Annotated in this window: 19 protein-coding genes; 8 read left to right on the plus strand and 11 right to left on the minus strand. The window is 72.7% G+C overall.

Going from position 1 to position 20,598, the window contains the following annotated elements; all coding sequences use genetic code 11:
• Nucleotides 1-114 precede the first annotated feature (114 nt).
• The 5 genes from AB0O53_RS37855 to AB0O53_RS37875 all read right to left on the minus strand — a co-directional run bounded on the left by AB0O53_RS37855 (nucleotide 115) and on the right by AB0O53_RS37875 (nucleotide 6,380).
• Entirely contained in the window at nucleotides 115-1,281 is a 1,167-nt protein-coding gene (locus AB0O53_RS37855) for a sensor histidine kinase (RefSeq protein ID WP_351002166.1), read from the minus strand.
• Between the two features lie 73 nt (nucleotides 1,282-1,354).
• Nucleotides 1,355-1,999 (minus strand): hypothetical protein, encoded by a 645-nt coding sequence (locus tag AB0O53_RS37860; RefSeq protein ID WP_351002164.1) that lies wholly within the window; start codon nucleotides 1,997-1,999, stop codon nucleotides 1,355-1,357.
• Between the two features lie 56 nt (nucleotides 2,000-2,055).
• Nucleotides 2,056-3,921 (minus strand): phosphatidylglycerol lysyltransferase domain-containing protein, encoded by a 1,866-nt coding sequence (locus tag AB0O53_RS37865; RefSeq protein WP_351002158.1) that lies wholly within the window; start codon nucleotides 3,919-3,921, stop codon nucleotides 2,056-2,058.
• An 83-nt stretch (nucleotides 3,922-4,004) separates the two neighbouring features.
• Nucleotides 4,005-5,060 carry a nicotinate-nucleotide--dimethylbenzimidazole phosphoribosyltransferase gene (cobT, locus tag AB0O53_RS37870; RefSeq protein WP_351002162.1) on the minus strand — a complete coding sequence of 352 codons (1,056 nt, stop codon included), beginning with the start codon at nucleotides 5,058-5,060 and terminating at the stop codon, nucleotides 4,005-4,007.
• Between the two features lie 114 nt (nucleotides 5,061-5,174).
• Nucleotides 5,175-6,380, minus strand: a complete 1,206-nt coding sequence (locus AB0O53_RS37875) for a bifunctional adenosylcobinamide kinase/adenosylcobinamide-phosphate guanylyltransferase (protein WP_351002156.1) — start codon at nucleotides 6,378-6,380, stop codon at nucleotides 5,175-5,177.
• A 105-nt stretch (nucleotides 6,381-6,485) separates the two neighbouring features.
• Here AB0O53_RS37875 and AB0O53_RS37880 point away from each other — a divergent pair, with 105 nt between their 5' ends.
• Nucleotides 6,486-6,698, plus strand: a complete 213-nt coding sequence (locus tag AB0O53_RS37880; RefSeq protein ID WP_030849308.1) for a hypothetical protein — start codon at nucleotides 6,486-6,488, stop codon at nucleotides 6,696-6,698.
• Nucleotides 6,699-6,770: 72 nt separating this feature from the next.
• On the opposite strand, the gene AB0O53_RS37885 is transcribed toward AB0O53_RS37880, so the two are convergent.
• Together AB0O53_RS37885 and AB0O53_RS37890 are read right to left on the minus strand one after the other, a co-directional pair.
• Nucleotides 6,771-7,529: a class I SAM-dependent methyltransferase gene (locus tag AB0O53_RS37885; RefSeq protein WP_136230559.1), complete on the minus strand. Its 759-nt coding sequence runs from the start codon at nucleotides 7,527-7,529 to the stop codon at nucleotides 6,771-6,773.
• A gap of 50 nt (nucleotides 7,530-7,579) precedes the next feature.
• A complete protein-coding gene (locus AB0O53_RS37890; protein WP_351002154.1) occupies nucleotides 7,580-8,179 on the minus strand; it encodes a DUF3043 domain-containing protein in 600 nt (199 codons plus the stop codon).
• A 283-nt stretch (nucleotides 8,180-8,462) separates the two neighbouring features.
• Here AB0O53_RS37890 and AB0O53_RS37895 point away from each other — a divergent pair, with 283 nt between their 5' ends.
• Both AB0O53_RS37895 and pspAA read left to right on the plus strand, forming a co-directional pair.
• Nucleotides 8,463-9,257 (plus strand): PspA/IM30 family protein, encoded by a 795-nt coding sequence (locus tag AB0O53_RS37895; RefSeq protein WP_351002153.1) that lies wholly within the window; start codon nucleotides 8,463-8,465, stop codon nucleotides 9,255-9,257.
• Between the two features lie 12 nt (nucleotides 9,258-9,269).
• Nucleotides 9,270-9,548: a PspA-associated protein PspAA gene (pspAA, locus tag AB0O53_RS37900; RefSeq protein ID WP_351002151.1), complete on the plus strand. Its 279-nt coding sequence runs from the start codon at nucleotides 9,270-9,272 to the stop codon at nucleotides 9,546-9,548.
• A gap of 118 nt (nucleotides 9,549-9,666) precedes the next feature.
• Here pspAA and AB0O53_RS37905 read toward each other — a convergent pair whose 3' ends face one another.
• Nucleotides 9,667-10,443 (minus strand): hypothetical protein, encoded by a 777-nt coding sequence (locus tag AB0O53_RS37905; RefSeq protein WP_351002149.1) that lies wholly within the window; start codon nucleotides 10,441-10,443, stop codon nucleotides 9,667-9,669.
• Between the two features lie 70 nt (nucleotides 10,444-10,513).
• Between AB0O53_RS37905 and AB0O53_RS37910 the strand changes: the two genes are divergently transcribed.
• From AB0O53_RS37910 to AB0O53_RS37920, 3 genes are all read left to right on the plus strand, one after another.
• Nucleotides 10,514-11,335 (plus strand): adenosylcobinamide-GDP ribazoletransferase, encoded by an 822-nt coding sequence (locus AB0O53_RS37910; protein WP_351002147.1) that lies wholly within the window; start codon nucleotides 10,514-10,516, stop codon nucleotides 11,333-11,335.
• A gap of 99 nt (nucleotides 11,336-11,434) precedes the next feature.
• Nucleotides 11,435-12,178, plus strand: coding sequence for a response regulator (locus AB0O53_RS37915; RefSeq protein WP_365201739.1), 744 nt, complete (start codon nucleotides 11,435-11,437; stop codon nucleotides 12,176-12,178).
• 159 nt (nucleotides 12,179-12,337) lie between these two features.
• A complete protein-coding gene (locus tag AB0O53_RS37920) occupies nucleotides 12,338-15,463 on the plus strand; it encodes an efflux RND transporter permease subunit (protein WP_365201734.1) in 3,126 nt (1,041 codons plus the stop codon).
• Between the two features lie 116 nt (nucleotides 15,464-15,579).
• On the opposite strand, the gene nadA is transcribed toward AB0O53_RS37920, so the two are convergent.
• Nucleotides 15,580-16,767, minus strand: a complete 1,188-nt coding sequence (gene nadA, locus AB0O53_RS37925) for a quinolinate synthase NadA (RefSeq protein ID WP_351002143.1) — start codon at nucleotides 16,765-16,767, stop codon at nucleotides 15,580-15,582.
• Nucleotides 16,768-17,059: 292 nt separating this feature from the next.
• On the opposite strand from nadA, the gene erpA reads away from it, so the two are divergent.
• Complete coding sequence (gene erpA / locus AB0O53_RS37930; RefSeq protein ID WP_030010511.1) at nucleotides 17,060-17,416, plus strand: iron-sulfur cluster insertion protein ErpA; 357 nt, start codon at nucleotides 17,060-17,062, stop codon at nucleotides 17,414-17,416.
• Between the two features lie 84 nt (nucleotides 17,417-17,500).
• Here erpA and AB0O53_RS37935 read toward each other — a convergent pair whose 3' ends face one another.
• Complete coding sequence (locus tag AB0O53_RS37935) at nucleotides 17,501-18,952, minus strand: hypothetical protein (RefSeq protein WP_351002140.1); 1,452 nt, start codon at nucleotides 18,950-18,952, stop codon at nucleotides 17,501-17,503.
• Between the two features lie 81 nt (nucleotides 18,953-19,033).
• A complete protein-coding gene (locus AB0O53_RS37940) occupies nucleotides 19,034-19,273 on the minus strand; it encodes a hypothetical protein (RefSeq protein ID WP_031153105.1) in 240 nt (79 codons plus the stop codon).
• A gap of 143 nt (nucleotides 19,274-19,416) precedes the next feature.
• On the opposite strand from AB0O53_RS37940, the gene AB0O53_RS37945 reads away from it, so the two are divergent.
• Nucleotides 19,417-20,391 (plus strand): carbohydrate kinase family protein, encoded by a 975-nt coding sequence (locus AB0O53_RS37945; RefSeq protein WP_351002138.1) that lies wholly within the window; start codon nucleotides 19,417-19,419, stop codon nucleotides 20,389-20,391.
• Nucleotides 20,392-20,598: the final 207 nt, after the last annotated feature.

Below are 20,598 nucleotides of genomic sequence, written 5' to 3' on the forward strand. Positions count from 1 at the left end.
CGCCGGCGTTTGAGGCGCGGGTCCGGGCGGAGCCCGGTGCCCGGCGGAGCCGGGTTCCCTGGGGCGCCGCCCCAGACCCCGCGCCTCAAACGCCGGCGAGGCTGGATGTGCCGGCTAGGCCCACGGCAGGACGGCGTGGACGCGGTAGCCGCCGCCGAAGCGGGGGCCCGTGGAGCAGGAGCCGCCCAGGGCCGTGGCCCGCTCCCGCATGCCGAGGAGCCCGTGGCCACCGCCCGGCTCGGTGTCGACCGGCTCCGTGCCCCCGTCGTCGAGCACCGTCACCTCCACCGACGGGCCGACCCGGACCACGCTCACCTCGGCCCGCGCCCCCGGCCCCGCGTGCTTGCGCACGTTGGTCAGCGCCTCCTGGATCACCCGGTACGCCGCCAGGTCCACCGCCGCCGGCAGCGGCCCCGTCCCGCAGTCCAGCTGGACGATCACCTCCACCGGCAGCCCGGCGTGCCGGAAGGTGTCCACCAGCTCGTCGAGGACGCCCAGCCCCGGCGCCGGCTCGGTCGGCGCCTCCGGGTCACCGGACTGCCTCAGCAGCCCCACGGTCGCCCGCAGCTCGTTCAGCGCCGACCGGCTGGCGTCCCGTACGTGCGCCAGTGCCTCCTTGGCCTGGTCCGGGCGCTTGTCCATGACGTGCGCGGCCACCCCGGCCTGCACGTTCACGAGGGCGATGTGGTGGGCCACCACGTCGTGGAGGTCCCGCGCGATCCGCAGCCGTTCCTCCGCGACCCGCCGCCGGGCCTCCTCGTCGCGGGTGCGCTCGGCCCGCTCGGCCCGTTCCCGGATGGCGTCGACGAAGGCCCGCCGGCTGCGCACGGCATCCCCGGCGGCCGCGGCCATGCCCGTCCAGGCGAAGATCCCGATGTTCTCCTGCGCGTACCAGGGCAGCGGCCCGGCGAGCATCGCCACACCGGTCAGGCCCGCCATCGTGAGCAGTCCGATCCGCCAGGTCGTCGGCCGGTCGGTGAGGGCCGCCACCGTGTAGAGGGCGATCACCGTGCACATGGCGACGGGCGCCCGCGGCTCCCCGGTGGTCAGCTCCAGCAGCGAGAGCCCGCAGGTCACCGCGAGCACGGCGATCGGCTGCCGGCGCCGGAACACCAGCGCCGCCGAGCCGAGCAGCATCAGCAGCAGGGAGAAGGGTTCGGGGGTGCGGGTTCCGAAGGTGGGCCCGTGCGGTCCGTGCGGATCGGCGAAGGAGCCGACGACCATGGCGACGAGCGCGCCGAACGCCAGCACGGCGTCGGTGGCCAGCGGATGGGCCCGCATCCACTGCCGGGTGGGGGCGAACCGCCCGAGGTCTGTCGTCACCCCGATACGGTACGGCCTGCCGGGACGCCGCTCAGGGCGGAGGGCCCTGGCCCACCGGGACGCGGGAGCGCACCGGCCCCCACTGGGCCCGGACCACGCACACGGCCATGACGGCGGCGATGGCCGCCAGGTGCTCCTTGCCCGCCAGGTTGTTCTTGATCAGCACCTCGCCGATCATCGCGAGGATCACCAGCGCGCCGGTCAGGTACGCGCGGTAGCGCCAGCAGAGGTAGATCGCGAGGCCGACCACGGCCGCCGACGGCCCGGTGTCGTTGACGATGCGGTCGGACACCGGCAGGCCGAAGGGGTGCTCGGGGCCCAGCGCGACGCCGATCCGCGCGTACGTGGTCCCGGCGAGGGTGGCGACGTAGCCGATCACCAGCGTGCGCCACCAGCCGATGCAGATCTCCGCGATGCCGAACACCAGCAGCATCTGCGCGAGCGCCCCCCACACCGGCAGGTCGAGGGCCGGGACGAACAGCGACAGGGGAGTGCGCAGCAGAGCCAGCCAGAACGGGTCGACGGCTTTGACCGACCCGAGGTCCTGCACCGGCTGGAAGCCCCACGAGGTGTTCTGCACGATCTGGAAGACCGAGGTCAGGCAGACCGCGCCCAAGGTCATCGGGATCGCCCGCCACCTGTCGCGGACGAGGGCGTCCCGGACGGTCCAGAACATGGGGCCCCACTCGCGGCGGGCGAACCGCCGCAGTGGGGTGCTGCTGTTCCGCGCTGTCAACGGCGGGTCTCCAGGTGTCTGCGGTGCAGCCACTTCGGAAGGCCGGGGGCCTCCAGGAAGCCCTCGGCCCGTCCGGCCGCGACACCGATCCGCAGCAGGTCCGAACTCTTCTCGAAGAGCATGAACCGCGGTTCCCAGATCGGCCGGTATTTGGCGTTGGCCCGGTAGAGGGACTCGATCTGCCACCAGCGGGAGAAGAAGCTCAGCAGCGAGCGCCACATCCGCAGCACCGGACCCGCGCCGAGCCGGGACCCGCGCTCGAAGACCGACCGGAACATCGCGAAGTTGAGGGAGACCTGGGTGACCCCGATCTCCTTGGAGCGTTCGAGGAGTTCGATGACCATGAACTCCATCAGGCCGTTCTCGGAGTCCCGGTCACGGCGCATCAGGTCCAGCGACAGGCCCTTGGGCCCCCACGGCACGAAGGACAGCACGGCCCGCAGATCGCCGTTGCCGTCGGTGCACTCCAGCATCACGCACTGGCCGTCGGCGGGGTCGCCCAGCCGGCCCAGCGCCATGGAGAAGCCCCGTTCGGTGGCCCCGTCGCGCCAGTCGTCGGCGCGGCGCACCAGCTCGGCCATCTCCTCGGCCGGGATGTCGGCGTGGCGGCGGATGCGGACGGTGTACCCGGCCCGCTTGACGCGGTTGTAGGCCTGCCGGACGGTGCGCATCGCACGGCCCTCCAGGGTGAACTCGGCCGTCTCCACGATCGCCTCGTCACCGAGCTCCAGGGCGTCCAGGCCGTGCCGGGCGTAGATCTGCCCGGCCTCCTCGCTCGCGCCCATCACCGCCGGCACCCAGCCGTGCTCGCGGGCCTCGGCCAGCCACGGGTCGATGGCGCCGGGCCAGGCCTCCGGGTCGCCGATCGGGTCGCCCGAGGCGAGTGAGACACCGCCGACGACGCGGTAGGTCACGGCGGCCTTGCCGGTGGGGGACCAGATGACGGACTTCTCGCGGCGCAGCGCGAAGTAGCCGAGCGAGTCGCGGTCGCCCTGCCGGGCCAGCAGCGCCCGCAGCCGCTCCTCGTCCTCCTCGCTGATCGGGTCGACGGCGCGGCGCGAACGGAACGCGGCGAAGAGCACGGCGAGCAGCAGCAGCATCGACATGACGTTGATGAAGACGTCCACCCAGCCCGGCGGGGTGATCGCCGCGGAGGCCCGGTCGTCGGGGGCCAGGGTGATCAGCCGCATCACGCCGTACTTCCAGCGCTCCGGGAAGGAGACGCCAGCGCTGTCGGGGGAGGTGTTCGCGGCGCCCACGAGCAGGGCCGCGACGAGCGAGGTGACGAGCAGTCCGACGGCGGCGACGGCGGCGGCGAACGCCGGGTTGGAGCGGTCGCCCTTGGCGTAGAACTCGCGGCGGCCCAGCAGCAGCGCGCCGGTGAAGAGCGCGGTCAGGGCCAGCGAGACCCAGTTCTGAGGGTGTTCGCGGATCTCCTCGTACGCGAAGAGCGCGTAGGCGAGGAGCAGCGCCAGGAGGCCGCTCAGGACGAGGTTGAGGATCCAGGAGGCGCGCTTGCGGCGGCCGAGGGTGACGGCCAGCAGCAGCGTGAACAGACCGGAGGCGAAGCCCGCGGTGAGCATGTAGGGGGTGTAGAAGTCCTCGATGTTGTGGCGCCGCAGGTCCTGCCCGAGCGAGACCCACACCGCGCTGAGGAAGTTGATGAAGGTGACGACGCGCAGGTACCACACCGCGAAAGCGGCTCCGCGCTGTGAGCGGGCGCTCCCCCGACCGGTCTCCCGGCCGCCCCCCGCCGCCTTGCCGGCGGGGTCCCCGCCGGTCTCTTTCCTGCCGGATGACGGACCGGTCGCCGGTACGGCGGTGCGGTCGGTCTCTGCGCTGGTCAAACGGACCTCTCCCATAAAAAGCGATCATATGGGGCGCCGCTGTCCGTGATGGTGCGGTCGGGGGCCACGGCCTGGTCAGGACCGCGGACCCCGGCGGCTCATTCCGTCGGCTCCTCCGCCGCACGCTCAGGAAGCTCCGCCGCGAGTGCGGCGGCCGCCTGGACGAGGGGGAGAGCCAGCAATGCCCCGGTTCCTTCACCCACTGTGACGCCGTGATCGAGCACGGGGTTGAGCGCCATTCGGTCAAGTGCCTTCGCCTGACCCGGCTCGCCGCTCGCCTGACCCGCCAGCCACCAGTCAGGAGCCCGGAATGCGGCCCTCTGGGCCACCAGTCCGCACGCGGCCGAAACAACACCGTCGAGGATGACGGGCGTACGGCGCACCGCGCACTGGAGCAGGAATCCGGTGATGGCGGCGACGTCCGCGCCGCCGACCGCCGCCAGCAGCGCGACCTGGTCGCCCAGGACCGGACGGGCCCGGCGCAGCGCGTCGCGGATCGCCGCGCACTTGCGCATCCAGGCCAGGTCGTCGATGGGCCGGCCGCCGCGGCCGGTGACCACCGAGGAGTCCGTGCCGCACAGCGCGGCGACGAGGGTCGCTGCGACGGTCGTCCCGCCGACGCTCAGGTCGCCGAGGACCACCAGGTCGGTCCCCGAGTCGGCCTCCTCGTCGGCGATGCGCATGCCGAGCCGCAGCGCGGCCTGCGCCTCCTCGACCGTCAGCGCGTCCTCGACGTCGATCCGGCCGCTGCCGCGCCGGACGCGGTGCGCCACCACGTCCTCGGGGAGCAGCGCGGGATCGCAGTCGAGACCGGCGTCGACGATCCGTATCGTGGCGCCGAACCGGCCGGCCAGGACGGCGACGGGGCTGGACCCGTCGAGCACGTCCCGCACCAGCTCGTGACCGGTGGAAGCGGCCCGGGCGGAGACCCCCTGCGCGGCGATCCCGTGGTCGGCGGCGAACAGCACCACGCGGGGCCGCTCGATGGCCCTGACCGGAACCTGCCCCTGCGCGGCGGCGAGCCACTCGGCGAGTTCGTCGAGCCGCCCCAGCGCGCCGGGCGGTACGGCGAGGCGCTCACGGCGTTCCTCGGCATCACGCCGTACGCCCCCGTCGGGGCGCTCGATCAGATCGGAGAAGTCGTCGAGATTCAGCGTGCTCATCTGCCAGAGAGTACAGCCGGTGAAGCCCTCCCTCAGGCCTCGGCGGGCGCGGCCGGCCCCGGCCCCGCACCGGGCGGGCCGACGGGGTGAACACCCCGGCCCGGCCTACTCCTTCAGCACGGTCGCCTGCCCCGCGACGACGAGCAGGACGTGCTCGCACTCGCCCGCCACCCGGGCGTTCAGCCGGCCCAGCTCGTCACGGAAACGACGGCCCGAGGCGGTCGCCGGGACGACGCCCGAACCGACCTCGTTGCTCACCAGCACCACCTGGCGGCGGGTCGCGCGGACGGCCGCCACCAGGGCGGCCGTCCGCTCGGCCAGCTCCTGGCGCCCGTGCCCGGCCCACACCTCGTCGTCCCAGGCCCCGGCCCGGTCCATGGCGTCGGTCAGCCACAGCGCCAGGCAGTCGATCAACAGCGCCGGCCCGTCCTCGGCGAGCAGCGGGACCAGCTCGCACGTCTCCACCGTCCGCCAGCTCGCCGGCCGGCGCTCCCGGTGCAGGCCGACCCGCCGAGCCCACTCCGCGTCCCCGTCCCGGGTGCCCCCGGTGGCCACGTAGACCACCTCGGGGAAGGACTCCAGCCGCCGCTCCGCCTCCACCGACTTGCCCGAGCGGGCCCCGCCCAGCACCAGCGTGCGGCGCGGCAGGTCCGCCGCCGTGCCGTAGTCGCCGACGACCACGGTGGTCCCGTCCGGCACCGCCCGCGCCCCGGCGGCCGCCAGCCGGCGCTCCAGCTCGCGGCCCGGCGGCACGTCGTGGTCGAGGTGGACGGCGATCACGTCCGTGGCCGGGCCCACGGCCCCGCCCGCCCGCAGCCGGGCCAGCGCCTCGGGGCGGCCCAGCACGTCGGCGAGCACCGTGTCGTACGGGCGCTGCCCCGCCCGCCCGGCGGTCCCGGCCGGCGCCCCGCCGGGCGGCAGGTACAGCAGCCGGCCGCCGTCCGGGCCGGTCACCTCGTACCCGGTGCCCGGCGCGTCCATCGGTACCGCCCGCACCCGGTGCCCGGAGATCACCGAGAGCTCCTGCCCGTCCGGCACCCGCCCGGCGGTCGGCAGCCCCGGCGGCAGCTCCACTGCGGGCCCGTCGTGCGGGTGGGTCAGCAGGACCTGCCGCACCCCGGCCAGCGAATGCCCGGCCCGGGCGCCGGCCAGCACCGCGCCGGGGGTCAGGTCGAGCAGCAGCGCGCCGTCGACGAGGACCGCCGTGGCGGCGCGGGCGCGCGGCCCGACGCTGACGGCGCAGGCCGCGCAGGGGCAGCCGGGGCGGGGCAGCCCCTCGGGGGTACCGGTGCCGAGCAGAGTGAGTTCCACAAGGATGATCCTCCCGCGTCGCGGAGACTGCTGCGCGCCCGGTTACTCTGCGGGCACACTCAAGGCGAGAAGCGTGTGAGCAGCGGACGAGCAACGGAGGCGGACATGGCGTGGACGTGGCGGTTCGAGACGGCCGAGGGCACCGAGACGAGCCCTTCGGTGGTTCCGGAGGAGTTCACCACGCAGGGCGACGCGGAGTCCTGGATCGGGGAGTACTGGAAGGACCTGCTGGAGGGCGGTACCGAACAGGTGAAGCTGTCCGACGACAGCGGCACGGAGCTCTACACGATGAGCCTGCGCTCCGCACTGGAGGCCTGACGGCCCGGCCCCTCCGCGCCGTCAGGCCCGCCGCATCCGCGCGGCGGGCCTGACGGCCGGAGACGGCCTGAATCAGCCCCGGACGCCGCAGAGGTGCAGCAGCGCGGCGACACCCCGGTAGGGGTCGGTACGGCCCGCACGGTCCTCGGCGGCCAGCAGCCGCTCCAGCTCCTCGTCGGGCGGCAGCACCTCGCCGGCCTCGGTGCCGTCCGTGAAGACGCGTACGCCGTACCAGGCCTGCAGCGGCGCACCGATCCCCGACAGCGTCGCGGTCAGCCCGGCCAGCCGGTCGGCGCGCACGTCCAGGCCGAGGCGGTTGGTGTAGTCGGTGCTGTCGAAGGCCGCCAGCGCGCCCTTCCAGTCGCCGTCCAGCCCGTGCCGCATGGCGAGCGCGTCGCCGTTGCGCACCAGCAGGGACAGCAGTCCGCCCGGGGCCAGCATCCGGGCCAGCCCGGCGAGCATGGCGTCGGGCTCGGGCACGTACATCAGCACCCCGTGGCACAGCACCACGTCGAAGCTGCCCGGCAGGAAATGGGCGCCGGTCTCGCGCCCGTCCCCCTCCAGCAGCTCGACCCGGTCACGGATCCCGGCGGGCTCCACGGCCAGCGCCTCGCGGGCGACGGCCAGCATGCCCGGGTCCTGTTCCAGGCCGGTCACCTTGTGCCCGGCGCGGGCGAGGCGCAGTGCCTGGGTGCCCTGCCCCATGCCGACGTCGAGAACGCGCAGCCGCTGCCCCACGGGGAAGCGCTGCGCGATCTGTTCGTCGACCTGTCGGCCCACGAGCTCCTGACGGACCGCGTTGCGCAGTCCGCCCAGGCCCTCGAGCCACAGGCGTGCCCCCTCGGCGAAGCCTTCCCCCGACGCGCCGGGCGTCCCTCCGGTCAGGGCCGTTCCCCGCGCTTGACCTGCGGCTTCGGCAGGCGCAGCCGGCGCATCTGCAGGGTGCGCATGAGGCCGTACGCGACCGCGCCGCGGCGCGGCTCGTTCGGGAAGCGCTCGTTGAGCGCCTTGCGCAGGCGGAACACCAGACCGATGGAGTCCAGGATGATCAGCGCGATCACGCCGAGCCACAGCAGCAGCGCGATGTTCTGGATCGTGGGCTGGCGCACCATGCTGAGCACGAGGATGACCACGGCCAGCGGCAGGAACATCTCGGCGACCGAGAAGCGCGAGTCCACGAAGTCGCGGACGTAGCGGCGGACGGGGCCCTTGTCGCGCGTGGGCAGGTACCGCTCGTCGCCGCTGGCCAGCGCCTCGCGCTGCTTGGCCATCTCGGCGCGGCGGCGCTCACGGGCCCGCTTCGCGTCCTCCTTGCGGTTGCCGGTCGAGGCCACCACGGCCTTGCGCTGCGACTGTGCCACGGCGCGCTTCGGCGTAGGGCGGCCCTTCGGGGCCTGCGGGTCACGGGGCTGCGAGAGGTCGGCGCTCACCTTGTCGGTGGCGGCGGCCTTCTCTTCCTTGGAGGAGCGGCTACCAAACACAAAACCCAAGCCTACGTGGTTGCGGGCACGGGCCCCACCCCGGTGGGGAACGATCCGGCAACGGCGGGCGTCCTTCCCTGTGCACGGTCCGAGCAGCGGGGGCCCGCCGTCCGTACGGTCGGGGAGCCACCTACTCCTTACGCCTGATACGGCTCAGGCGTAGTCGTCCTGGAGGAGGAGCGCATCCGTCCTCGAACAGTGCGGTAATGGAGACAGGGCCCGTACTGTGGGTCCTGTCGGTGACCTGGAGCACAGTCCGTCTAGAAGGGGGCGCGCGAAGCCCATGAGCGGTGTCATGAAGCGTATGGGGATGATCTTCCGCGCGAAGGCGAACAAGGCCCTTGACCGGGCCGAGGACCCGCGCGAGACCCTCGACTACTCGTACCAGAAGCAGCTCGAACTGCTGCAGAAGGTACGCCGCGGCGTCGCCGACGTGGCGACGTCCCGCAAGCGCCTCGAACTGCAGCTGAACCAGCTGCAGGGCCAGTCCGCCAAGCTGGAGGACCAGGGCCGCAAGGCCCTCGCCCTGGGCCGCGAGGACCTGGCCCGCGAGGCCCTGTCCCGTCGCGCCTCGCTCCAGCAGCAGGTCAGCGACCTGGAGGTGCAGCACCAGACCCTCCAGGGCGAGGAGGAGAAGCTGACGCTGGCCGCGCAGCGGCTCCAGGCGAAGGTGGACGCCTTCCGCACGAAGAAGGAGACCATCAAGGCCACCTACACCGCGGCCCAGGCCCAGACCCGGATCGCGGAGTCCTTCTCCGGCATCTCCGAGGAGATGAGCGACGTCGGCCTGGCCATCCAGCGGGCCGAGGACAAGACCGCCCAGCTGCAGGCCCGGGCCGGTGCGATCGACGAGCTGCTGGCCTCCGGCGCCCTGGACGACCAGAGCGGCCTCGGCTCCAAGGACGACATCCAGGCCGAGCTGGACCGCCTGTCGGGCGGCACCGACGTGGAGCTGGAGCTCCAGCGGATGAAGGCGGAGCTGGCCGGCGGTTCGTCCGCGCAGCAGCAGGCCATCGAGGGCGGCGCCCAGGGCAACGCCCAGCAGCCGCAGACCCAGCACCGGTTCGACAAGCAGTAGGACGGGGCCGTCATGATCGTCCGCATCATGGGGGAAGGCCAGCTGGACGTGGCCGACGCGCACTTCGCCGAGCTCAACAAGCTGGACGACGAGCTGCTCGCGGAGATGGAGGGCGGCGACGAACAGGGCTTCCGGCGCACCCTGGGGGCGCTGCTGGAAGCCGTCCGGCGGCTGGGCGAGCCGCTCCCGGACGACGCCCTGGAGCCGTCCGAGCTGATCCTGCCGGGGCCCGACGCGAGCCTCGGCGAGGTCCGGGAGATGCTCCGCGACGACGGCCTGATCCCGGGCTAGTCCGTTCCGGCCGACCCTCCCGGCCGGCCCCGGACGCACGGGCGCACCGACACGGGCGACGGGCCCTCCCCTGCCGGGGGAGGGCCCGTCGTCGTACGCCCCAGGGTCCGCCCACCGCTCACTCCGGCGGTACCGGCGGCTTCTCCAGGGGCACCGGCCGCGGATCCGGGGCGCCGCCGATGAAGTCCTCGAACCGGCGCCGCCGCGTGGTCCAGCGCCGGTCGTGGTGGAAGTCCCGCAGCTCGGCCTTGGCCCGGGCGCGCGGCCGGTTCACGTAGAACCGCTTCGCGTACGGGGAACCGGGCCGGGCCAGCCGGATCGCGCCGACCAGCGCCACGAAGGGGATGACCACGCCGAAGAGCGCGGTGCGCGCCTTGCCCTTCCACAGGGCGATCAGCGCGAGACAGAAGTTGCCGGCCGCGTTCATCACCACCAGCCCGCGGCTCTGGCGCTCCTCGGCGGTCAGGTCGTTCACCCCGAAGGGGACGAACCCGCCCAGCACCAGGGCCACCACGGCGGCCGTCACGACCACGATCTCCACGCTCTTGCGGCCCTGCTCGCTCCAGTAGACGTCGTCGAGGTGCAGGATCAGCGCGAACTCGTCCAGGACCAGCCCGGCGCCCAGCCCGAAGATCACGGCCGAGAGGGCCGCGCCGAAGCTGTTGCGGGCACTGCCGATCGAACCGAAACCGCCGATGATCACCAGGATCACGCCCGGCACCACGTGGTGGATGTGCAGGCCGCCCGGGGTGACGTTCTTGAAGGGGCCGCGGCCGGCCCGGATCAGGCGGGTGATCACGCGGGTGACCAGGAACGACAGCACGAAGGAGACCAGGGCGAGCAGCATGGGCAGCTTCCCTGGCTCGACGATGTTCCGATACCACCAGTGACCCATCCCACTGACTCCCTATTTGGAACGTAATGGGTAATTTACCGCCCGCTCCGAGCGGGTAGCGTTCCCGCCGATGAAAGATTCGTTCGACGGTCCGCCCACGACGCCGCCCACGGAACGCGCCTCGTTCCGCGACGGCGTCCGCTTCGCCTTCGGCACCCTCACCGTGCTGCCCGCCCGCATCACCCGCTGGGACCGCCCCGCCGCCCGCACCGGAATGGCCTGCGCCCCGCTCGCCGGACTGGTCGTCGGCGCGCTCGCCGCCCTCGCCGGAGTGCTCCTGCTGCTGCTCGGCGCCGGACCGCTGCTCGCGGCGGCCGTCACCGTTGCCGTACCGGCCGCGCTGACCCGGGGACTGCACCTGGACGGACTGGCCGACACGGCGGACGGGCTCGGCAGCGCCAAGCCGGCCGACGAGGCGCTGCGCATCATGAAGCAGTCCGACATCGGCCCCTTCGGCGTGATCGCCCTGGTCCTCGTCCTGCTCGTGCAGACGGCCGCCCTCTTCGAGCTGTACGCCGAGAGCTGGGTCCGCGGCGCCCTCGCCACCGTCGTCGCCGCCGTCACGGCCCGCCTCGCCATGACCCTGGCCGCCCGCGACGGCGTCCCGGCCGCCCGGCCCGGGGGGCTCGGCGCCGCCGTCGCCGGGGCCGTCCCGCGCCCGGTCGCCGCCGCCCTCGCGGCCCTCGTGACCGTGGCGGCCGCCGCGGCCGCCCTCCCGATCGGCCTGCCCGCCGCGGCCCGGGCAGCGGCGGCCGTCCTCGTCGCCCTGCTCGTCTCGGAACTGCTGCTCCGCCGCTGCGTCCGCCGCTTCGACGGGGTCACCGGCGACGTGTTCGGCGCCCTGGCCGAGGTGGCGGCGACCACCGCGCTCCTCGTCCTCACCCTCGGCTGAGACCTCCCGGGCGCTCCCGGACGCGGCCCGCCCCCGTCCGGTCCGACGGGACCCCGGCCGGACCGCAGCGGGCCCGCGTACGCTCACCCCGTGGACCACATCCCTGCCGACCTGCCCCCTGCCGACCCGACCCCCGCCGGGCCCGGCGCCCCCATCAAGGTGCTGCTCGCCGACGACCAGGCCCTGCTGCGCAGCGCCTTCAAGGTGCTCGTCGACTCCGAGCCCGACATGGAGGTCGTCGGGGAGGCCTCCGACGGGGCGCAGGCCGTCGAGCTCGCCCGGCGGGAACGCCCCGACGTCGTGCTGATGGACATCCGGATGCCCGGAACCGACGGGCTCGCCGCCACCCGCATGATCGGCGCCGACCCGGAACTGGCCGCCGTGCGCGTGGTGATGCTGACGACCTTCGAGGTGGACGAGTACGTGGTCTCCGCGCTGCGGGCGGGCGCCTCCGGCTTCCTCGGCAAGGGCGCGGAGCCCGATGAACTGCTCAACGCCATCCGCGTCGCCGCCGCCGGTGAGGCCCTGCTCTCGCCGGCCGCCACCAAGGGCCTGATCGCCACCTTCCTCGCCCAGGGCGGCGGCGCCGACCCGGCGGCCGCCGGCGCCTCGGCCGGGATCCACGCGGAGCGGCTCGCCGCGCTGACCGTCCGGGAGCGCGAGGTCCTCGTGCACGTCGCCGCGGGCCTGTCCAACGACGGCATCGCCGGCCGGCTGGAGGTCAGCCCCCTCACCGTCAAGACCCACGTGAACCGGGCCATGGCCAAGCTCGGCGCCCGCGACAGGGCCCAATTGGTGGTCATTGCCTACGAATCGGGACTGGTCCGGCCCCGCGTGGACTAGCGGCGGATCAGCGGTGGAGTAGCGGTGGAGTAGTGCCGTGTACTACGGACGCGGTATGCCGCACATAAGGACGGCACCTGCGAGCGACGAAACCGGCCTCCTCCATGCGACAGGGTGGGGGTGCCCTCGCGTTCGTCACTGCAGAGAGATCCCATACCCATGTCCTGGCTGTCCCGCTTCAGCCTTGCCCAAAGGGCGTTGGTCGGCCTCGTGTCGATCGTCGCGCTCCTCTTCGGCGCCATAGCCATCCCGCAGCTCAAGCAGCAGCTGCTGCCCTCCATCGAACTCCCGATGGTGTCCGTGCTCGCGCCGTACCAGGGCGCCTCGCCCGACGTGGTGGAGAAGCAGGTCGTCGAACCGATCGAAGCCACGCTCAAGGGCGTCGACGGCATCACCGGCATCACCTCCACCGCCAGCGAGGGCAACGCCCTCATCATGGCGACCTTCGACTACGGAGACAGCGGCACCAAGCAGCTCGTCGCCGACGTCCAGCAGGCCGTCAACCGGGCCCGCGTCCGGCTGCCCGCCGAGGTGGACCCGCAGGTGGTGGCCGGTTCCACCGACGACATCCCGACGGTGATCCTCGCCGTCACCTCCGACAAGGACCAGCAGGCCCTCGCCGACCAGCTGGAGAAGTCCGTGGTGCCCGTCCTCTCGGACATCGACGGCGTCGGCCAGGTCAGCGTCGACGGCGTCCAGGACCTCCAGGTCACCGTCACCCCCGACGAGGCGAAGCTCGCCGCCGCCGGCCTCGACGGCTCCGCGCTCGCCCAGGGCCTCCAGGCGGGCGGCGCCGCCGTCCCCGCCGGCTCCTTCGACGAGGCGGGCAAGAACCGCACCGTCCGCGTGGGCAACGGCTTCACCTCCCTCGCCCAGGTCGAGGACCTGCGGCTGAGCCCCGGCCCGGGCAAGCCGGCGGTGCGCCTCGGCGACGTGGCCGCCGTCAAGCAGGAGCCGGCCAAGGCCGTCTCCATCACCCGTACCAACGGCAAGCCCTCCCTCGCCCTCGTCCTGACCATGGACAAGGACGGCAGCGCCGTCGCCATCTCCGACGCCGTCAAGGACAAGCTGCCCGAGCTGCGCTCCACGCTCGGCGCCGGCGCCGAGCTGACCGTCGTCAGCGACCAGGGCCCGGCCGTCGCCAAGTCCATCTCCAGCCTCACCACCGAGGGCATGCTCGGCCTGCTCTTCGCGGTGATCGTGATCCTGGTCTTCCTGGCCTCGCTGCGCTCGACGCTGGTCACCGCGGTCTCCATCCCGCTGTCCGTGGTCCTCGCGCTCATCGTGCTGTGGACCCGCGACCTGTCGCTGAACATGCTCACCCTCGGCGCGCTGACCATCGCCATCGGCCGGGTCGTCGACGACTCGATCGTGGTCCTGGAGAACATCAAGCGCCACCTCGGCTACGGCGAGGAGCGCGAGGCCGCGATCATCACCGCGGTCAAGGAGGTCGCCGGCGCGGTCACCTCCTCCACGCTCACCACCGTCGCCGTCTTCCTGCCCATCGGTCTCGTCGGCGGCATGATCGGCGAGCTCTTCGGCTCCTTCTCGCTCACCGTCACCGCGGCCCTGCTGGCCTCGCTGCTCGTCTCGCTGACGGTCGTCCCGGTGCTCTCGTACTGGTTCCTCAGCGCGCCCAAGGGCGTCACCCCCGGGGACGCCGAGAGCGCGGCGCAGGCCCGGCGCGAGGCCGAGGAGAAGGAGGCGCGCAGCCGCCTGCAGAGGTTCTACGTACGGGTCCTGGGCTTCGCCACCCGGCGCCGCCTGACCAGCGTGGCCATCGCGGTGGTCGTCCTCCTCGGCACCTTCGGCATGACGCCCCTGCTCAAGACCAACTTCTTCGACCAGGGCGAGCAGGACCTGCTGACGGTCAAGCAGGAGCTGGCCCCGGGCACCTCGCTGGCCGCCTCCGACGAGGCGAGCCGCAAGGTCGAGAAGGTGCTGGCCTCGGTCGACGGCGTCAAGAGCTACCAGGTCACCGTCGGCTCCTCCGGCTTCCTCGCGGCCTTCGGCGGCGGCACCGGCTCCAACCAGGCCTCCTACCAGGTCACCCTGAAGGACGCCGGCGACGCCGAGGCCGTGAAGAAGCGCATCGAGGAGCAGCTCGCCGCCCTCGACGGCATCGGTGAGACCCGCATCGCCGCGGGCGACGCCTTCGGCAGCCAGAACCTCAGCGTGGTCGTCAAGGCCGGCGACGGCGAGGTCCTCGCCAAGGCCGCCGAGCAGGTCCGCGCCGAGGTGGCCAAGCTCGACAACGTCACCGACGTACAGAGCGACCTGTCCCAGTCCGTGCCCCGGATCTCGGTGACCGCCACCCCCAAGGCGGCGGAGGCGGGCCTGAACCAGGCCGCCCTCGGCGCCATCGTCGCCCAGGCCGTCCGCGGCAACCCGGCCGGCAAGGCCGTCCTGGACGACACCGAGCGGGACATCGTCATCAGGTCCGCGCAGCCGGCCACCACCCTGGCCGAGCTGCAGGCGCTCCCGGTCGGCCCGGTCCGGCTGGGCGACATCGCCGAGGTCAAGGAGGTCCCCGGCCCGGTCGCGATGACCCGGATCGACGGCGCCCGCGCCGCGACCGTCACCGCGCGCCCGCAGGGCGACAACACGGGCGCGGTCAGCGCCGAGCTCCAGACGAAGCTCAAGGCCCTGGACCTGCCCGACGGCGCCACCGCCTCCATCGGCGGCGTCTCCGAGGACCAGGACGAGGCCTTCGGCTCGCTCGGCCTCGCCATGCTCGCGGCCATCGCGATCGTGTTCATGCTGCTGGTCGCAACCTTCCGCTCGCTCGTCCAGCCGCTGATCCTGCTGGTGTCCATCCCGTTCGCGGCGACCGGCGCGCTCGGCCTGCTCCTGGTCACCGGCACCCCGATGGGCGTCCCGGCGATGATCGGCATGCTGATGCTCATCGGCATCGTCGTGACCAACGCGATCGTCCTGATCGACCTGGTCAACCAGTACCGCGCCCAGGGCCTGGGCGTCGTCGAGGCGGTCGTCGAGGGCGGCCGGCACCGGCTCCGCCCGATCCTCATGACGGCCCTGGCGACGATCTTCGCGCTGCTCCCGATGGCGCTCGGCGTCACCGGCGAGGGCGGCTTCATCTCGCAGCCGCTCGCGGTCGTGGTGATCGGCGGCCTGGTCAGCTCGACCCTGCTGACGCTGCTCCTGGTGCCGACCCTCTACACGATGGTCGAACTCCGCAAGGAGCGCCGCCGCGCGAAGAAGACGGCCCGCCTGACGGTGGTCCCGCCGCAGGACCAGCCGGAGGAGACCCCGGCCAAGGTCTGACCGGGCAGGGTGGGCCGAGCCTCTCGGCCCACCCGCCCGAACGCCGGAGAGGGGCGGCTCCCGTACGGGAACCGCCCCTCTCTCGTGTCTCTACGGCGCCTGCGTCCCGTCGCCCCCTACGGGAGGGCGAGCATGCGCTCCAGCGCGAGCTTCGCGAAGCTCTCCGTCTCCTTGTCGACCTGGATCTGGTTGACGAGGGTGCCCTCGGCCAGGGACTCCAGCGTCCACACCAGGTGGGGGAGGTCGATGCGGTTCATCGTCGAGCAGAAGCAGACCGTCTTGTCGAGGAAGACGACTTCCTTGTCCTCGGCAGCGAATCGATTCGCCAGGCGGCGGACCAGGTTCAGCTCGGTGCCGATGGCCCACTTGGAGCCGGCCGGGGCCGCCTCCAGCGCCTTGATGATGTACTCCGTCGAGCCGACGTAGTCCGCGGCCGCCACGACCTCGTGCTTGCACTCGGGGTGGACCAGGACGTTCACGCCGGGGATGCGGGCGCGGACGTCGTTGACGGAGTCGACCGAGAACCGGCCGTGGACCGAGCAGTGCCCGCGCCACAGGATCATCTTGGCGTCGCGCAGCTGCTCGGCGGTCAGGCCGCCGTTCGGCTTGTGCGGGTTGTAGACCACGCAGTCGTCCAGGGACATGCCCATGTCGCGGACGGCCGTGTTGCGGCCCAGGTGCTGGTCCGGGAGGAAGAGCACCTTCTCGCCCTGCTCGAAGGCCCACTCCAGGGCCTTCTTCGCGTTCGACGAGGTGCAGATCGTGCCGCCGTGCTTGCCGGTGAAGGCCTTGATGTCGGCGGAGGAGTTCATGTACGAGACGGGGACCGTCACACCGGCGATGCCGGCATCGGTCAGCGCGTCCCAGCACTCGGCGACCTGCTCGGCGGTGGCCATGTCGGCCATCGAGCAGCCGGCTGCCAGGTCCGGCAGGACCACCTTCTGGGCGTCCGAGGTCAGGATGTCCGCGGACTCGGCCATGAAGTGGACGCCGCAGAAGACGATGTACTCGGCCTCCGGCTTGGCGGCCGCGTCCTTGGCCAGCTTGAAGGAGTCACCGGTGACGTCGGCGAACTCGATGACCTCGTCACGCTGGTAGTGGTGGCCGAGGATGAAGACCTTGTCCCCGAGCTTCTCCTTGGCCGCGCGGGCGCGCTCCACGAGGTCCGGGTCGGACGGCGAGGGCAGGTCGCCGGGGCACTCCACCCCGCGCTCGCTCTTGGGGTCGGCCTCACGGCCGAGCAGCAGCAGGGCAAGGGGCGTCGGCTGGACGTCCAACGGCTGGGCGGTGGTCACGACACGCACCCTTTCTGTTCTGCGACGAGGGATTTCAGGATCATCGCTTCGACTTCTCGTCTACTTGACGCTATCTATCATAACCGCTTCACGTCAGTTTGACGATGCCGATAGTGTCAATGTGACGCATCAGCCCTCGATTCGCCGGGCCCGCGCCGGCGCGCGGTGTGCGAGCATGAATATCTGAAACAAGCGTCGGGTCCCGGAATGAATCCGCGGTCCCGCTCGTTGCCACCGACGGCAAGAGTCCGACGTTTCCCCGCACCCCGCGGGGAGCCGCCCACTTCGGGAGTGAATGCAGATGTCCGTACAGGACGACAAGACCACTGTGAGCGACGGCATCCTCCTGTCCGACGCCGCCGCCGAGAAGGTCAGGACCCTGCTGGAGCAGGAAGGCCGCGATGACCTGGCGCTCCGCGTCGCCGTCCAGCCCGGCGGCTGCTCCGGCCTGCGCTACCAGCTCTTCTTCGACGAGCGTTCCCTCGACGGCGACGTCGTGAAGGACTTCGACGGTGTGAAGGTCGTCACGGACCGCATGAGCTCCCCGTACCTCCACGGCGCCTCCATCGACTTCGTCGACACCATCGAGAAGCAGGGCTTCACGATCGACAACCCGAACGCCACGGGCTCCTGCGCCTGCGGCGACTCGTTCAGCTAAGCCTGAACCGCCCGAACGACGAGGGCCCGCCCCGGTCAACCGACCGGGGCGGGCCCTCGCGCATGTCCGGGGGCGGACGGCGGGCTACTGCTTGGGGAGCTCCTTGCCCGTCGTCGCGTCCAGCACCTTCCGGTCGCCCAGCGGCTCCTTCAAGGTCACCGTCTGGGACTTCTCCTCGGCCAGCATGATGCAGGCCTGACCCGGCCTGTTCGGCGTGTCAGTGATCTTCACCATGACCGATTCCGCCTGCTCCCGCGCCTCCACGGCGTACGTGCTGCACGCACTGCCCCAGAAATTCACGGTCAGCGTCCGGTCGGCCTCCTTGTACGAGAACCCGGGCACGGTACGGCCGCCCGGTGCCGGCGTGCCCTCCTTCGCGGAGGCCGGCTCGGCCACCGTGTGACCCGGCGCGCCGTCCCGGCCCGCCACCTCGAACAGCCAGGCCGGGACGAGTCCCCGCGCTCCGTCGACCGTCCCGGGAGCCAGTCCGAGCACCGCGCCCTTGACCGTCTCGGTGCGCGGCGGCTTCATCGGCCGCGGCTCGGGATTGCACGGCACGGTCTCCGCGGCCCCTGCCGCGGTGTCCGCCGCCAGCGGCACCGCGCTCGCGCAGCCGCCGGGCTCCGGCGCGCCGCCGCCGGAACCGTTCGACCGCGCGTTCAGCCGGGCCAGCGCCTCCACGGCCCCGACCACCTGCTGCTCGGCCGCCTTCGCCGGCGTCTTCAGCTCGCCGTTGCCGCCCACCACCGAGCCGTCCGCGCCCACGCTCACCTTGGTCGACCAGCCCTGCGTCGGCAGCCCGCCGACCACCGGATCGGCCGTCACCACCCGCACCGCGCCCTGGGTGAGCCGGGCGTCCAGCGCGGCACCGACCTGCCCCAGGGCCTTCAGCACCGGCGCCGCGGCGGCCTTGGCGGCCTCCTCGGACACCGGCGTGCCGCTCCCGCCCGCGCCGCCGCCGTCCCGGGGGAGCGTGGCGGGGCCGCAGGTGTCCTTGCCGCGCACGCAGTCGTCCCCGGCGCCGTTGCCCGCGCCGTCGCCGCCCGCCTGGAAGCGGTTGAAGTTCCAGGTTCCCGGGGCCGTACGGGCCACCGTCAGCCGCGGCCCGGAGCCGTCGGCGGCCTCCCCGGCCAGCCAGACGTCCCCCTCCAGCCGCGGCGCGCCCGTGATGCCCAGGGCCGCCGCGAGCCGGGCCACGTCGGCCTCCGGGACCTCCCCGGTCACGCTGTAGGCGGGAGCCGTCGCCGGGGCCTCGGGCAGCTTCACGTCGGCCCGGTAGACCACGCCCGCGCCCGACGGGTCCGGCTCCCCGGGGGCGATGCCCGGCCCCGAGGGGTCTCCCGCGTCACGGGGCGCGGAAGCCGCGCTGTCACCCGTACGGCGGGACGCGCCGTCGCCCTGGGCCGCGGACGCCCAGTAGGCGGTACCGCCGCCCGCGAGCAGGACGGCGGCCGCGATTGAGCCGACGACCCAGGCGGGCCGCCGTCGTGTGCCGCTTGACGTGCCGGTTGACGTGCCGGGTTCTTCGCTGGTCACTGCATCGCTCCTTCACTGGTCCCGCAGTGTCTGATGCGGGTGTGACGGAACAGGGGCGCAACCGGTTCCCCCCCCTGCCTCCTACTGGTCCCCGTACGCGGCGGTGGAGGCGATCAGCCGGGCCGAGGAGGCCGGCACCCTGACCCCGTGGATCTGCGAGGGCGCCACCCGGACCGGCCGCGGACCCTCCTCGACGCCCCAGTGCGGGGCCATCCGGGCGCAGTCACCCAGCAGACGGGCGAAGCCGGGCCGTCCCGGGCCTTCCGCTCCGCGCCTCTCAGCGGTGTACTCGCAGTAGCCGTAACCGTCGGTATAGGTCATGAGGGCACCGTAGGCACCGGAGCTCTCGCGAAGAAAGACCTACTAAGGGGTAGTTTCTGGGGTTCGTCCTGGGGTTCGGCCCGGGGACACTTACCGGGTAGTTTTGACTGTCCCTCGCCGTCCTCAGCAGGAGCGTCCACGCCGTGCGCATCGCAGTCACCGGCTCCATCGCCACCGACCACCTCATGACCTTCCCCGGCCGTTTCGCCGACCAGTTCGTCGCGGACCAGCTGCACACGGTCTCCCTCTCCTTCCTCGTCGACAACCTCGACGTCCGGCGGGGCGGTGTGGGCCCGAACATCTGCTTCGGCATGGGGCAGCTCGGCAGCCGCCCGATCCTGGTCGGCGCCGCCGGCTCCGACTTCGACGAGTACCGCGCCTGGCTCGACCGGCACGGCGTCGACACCGAGTCCGTCCGCATCTCCGAGGTGCTGCACACCGCGCGCTTCGTCTGCACCACGGACTCCGACCACAACCAGATCGGCTCCTTCTACACGGGCGCGATGAGCGAGGCCCGCCTGATCGAGCTGAAGTCCGTGGCCGACCGCGTGGGCGGGCTCGACCTCGTCCTCATCGGCGCGGACGACCCCGAGGCGATGCTGCGCCACACGGAGGAGTGCCGGACGCGGGGGATCCCCTTCGCCGCCGACTTCTCGCAGCAGATCGCCCGCATGGACGGCGACAACATCCGCACCCTGATGGAGGGCGCGACCTACCTCTTCTCCAACGAGTACGAGAAGGGCCTCATCGAGTCGAAGTCCGGCTGGACCGACGAGGAGATCCTCGCCAAGGTCGGAACCCGCGTCACCACGCTGGGCTCCAACGGCGTCAAGATCGAGCGGGCCGGCGAGGCCGCGATCGTCGTCGGCTGCCCCGAGGAGAACGCGAAGGTCGACCCGACCGGCGTCGGCGACGCCTTCCGCGCCGGGTTCCTGACGGGCCTGGGCTGGGGCGTCGGCCTGGAGCGCGCGGCGCAGCTCGGCTGCATGCTCGCGACCCTCGTCATCGAGACGCTGGGCACCCAGGAGTACACGCTGGCCCGCGCGCACTTCATGGAGCGCTTCACCAAGGCCTACGGCGACGAGGCCGCGGCGGAGGTCCAGGCCCACCTGGCATGACGCCGGCCTGAGCCGCTCGGGCTCTGCCCGGACCCCACGGCGGGTCCGGGCACGTCCAGTCCCGCTGGCACATCTCAGCCTCGCCGGCGTTTGAGGCGCGGGGTCTGGGGCGGAGCCCCAGGGATGCTCTCGCACATCGGGCTCAAGGACACCCACAAGAACGAGTACCTCGGCGCGCGCAGCGCCAAGTTCGCGATCTTCCCGGGG

The organism is Streptomyces erythrochromogenes (assembly GCF_040684695.1).
GTDB lineage: Bacteria > Actinomycetota > Actinomycetes > Streptomycetales > Streptomycetaceae > Streptomyces > Streptomyces erythrochromogenes_C.

Coding starts and splice junctions, on each gene's coding strand:
- AB0O53_RS37855 (WP_351002166.1), bottom strand. CDS start 1,281: ATGCGGGCCCATCCGCTGGCCACCGACGCCGTGCTGGCGTTCGGCGCG.
- AB0O53_RS37860 (WP_351002164.1), bottom strand. CDS start 1,999: ATGTTCTGGACCGTCCGGGACGCCCTCGTCCGCGACAGGTGGCGGGCG.
- AB0O53_RS37865 (WP_351002158.1), bottom strand. CDS start 3,921: ATGGGAGAGGTCCGTTTGACCAGCGCAGAGACCGACCGCACCGCCGTA.
- AB0O53_RS37880 (WP_030849308.1), top strand. CDS start 6,486: ATGGCGTGGACGTGGCGGTTCGAGACGGCCGAGGGCACCGAGACGAGC.
- AB0O53_RS37895 (WP_351002153.1), top strand. CDS start 8,463: ATGAGCGGTGTCATGAAGCGTATGGGGATGATCTTCCGCGCGAAGGCG.
- pspAA (WP_351002151.1), top strand. CDS start 9,270: ATGATCGTCCGCATCATGGGGGAAGGCCAGCTGGACGTGGCCGACGCG.
- AB0O53_RS37905 (WP_351002149.1), bottom strand. CDS start 10,443: ATGGGTCACTGGTGGTATCGGAACATCGTCGAGCCAGGGAAGCTGCCC.
- AB0O53_RS37910 (WP_351002147.1), top strand. CDS start 10,514: ATGAAAGATTCGTTCGACGGTCCGCCCACGACGCCGCCCACGGAACGC.
- AB0O53_RS37920 (WP_365201734.1), top strand. CDS start 12,338: ATGTCCTGGCTGTCCCGCTTCAGCCTTGCCCAAAGGGCGTTGGTCGGC.
- erpA (WP_030010511.1), top strand. CDS start 17,060: ATGTCCGTACAGGACGACAAGACCACTGTGAGCGACGGCATCCTCCTG.
- AB0O53_RS37940 (WP_031153105.1), bottom strand. CDS start 19,273: ATGACCTATACCGACGGTTACGGCTACTGCGAGTACACCGCTGAGAGG.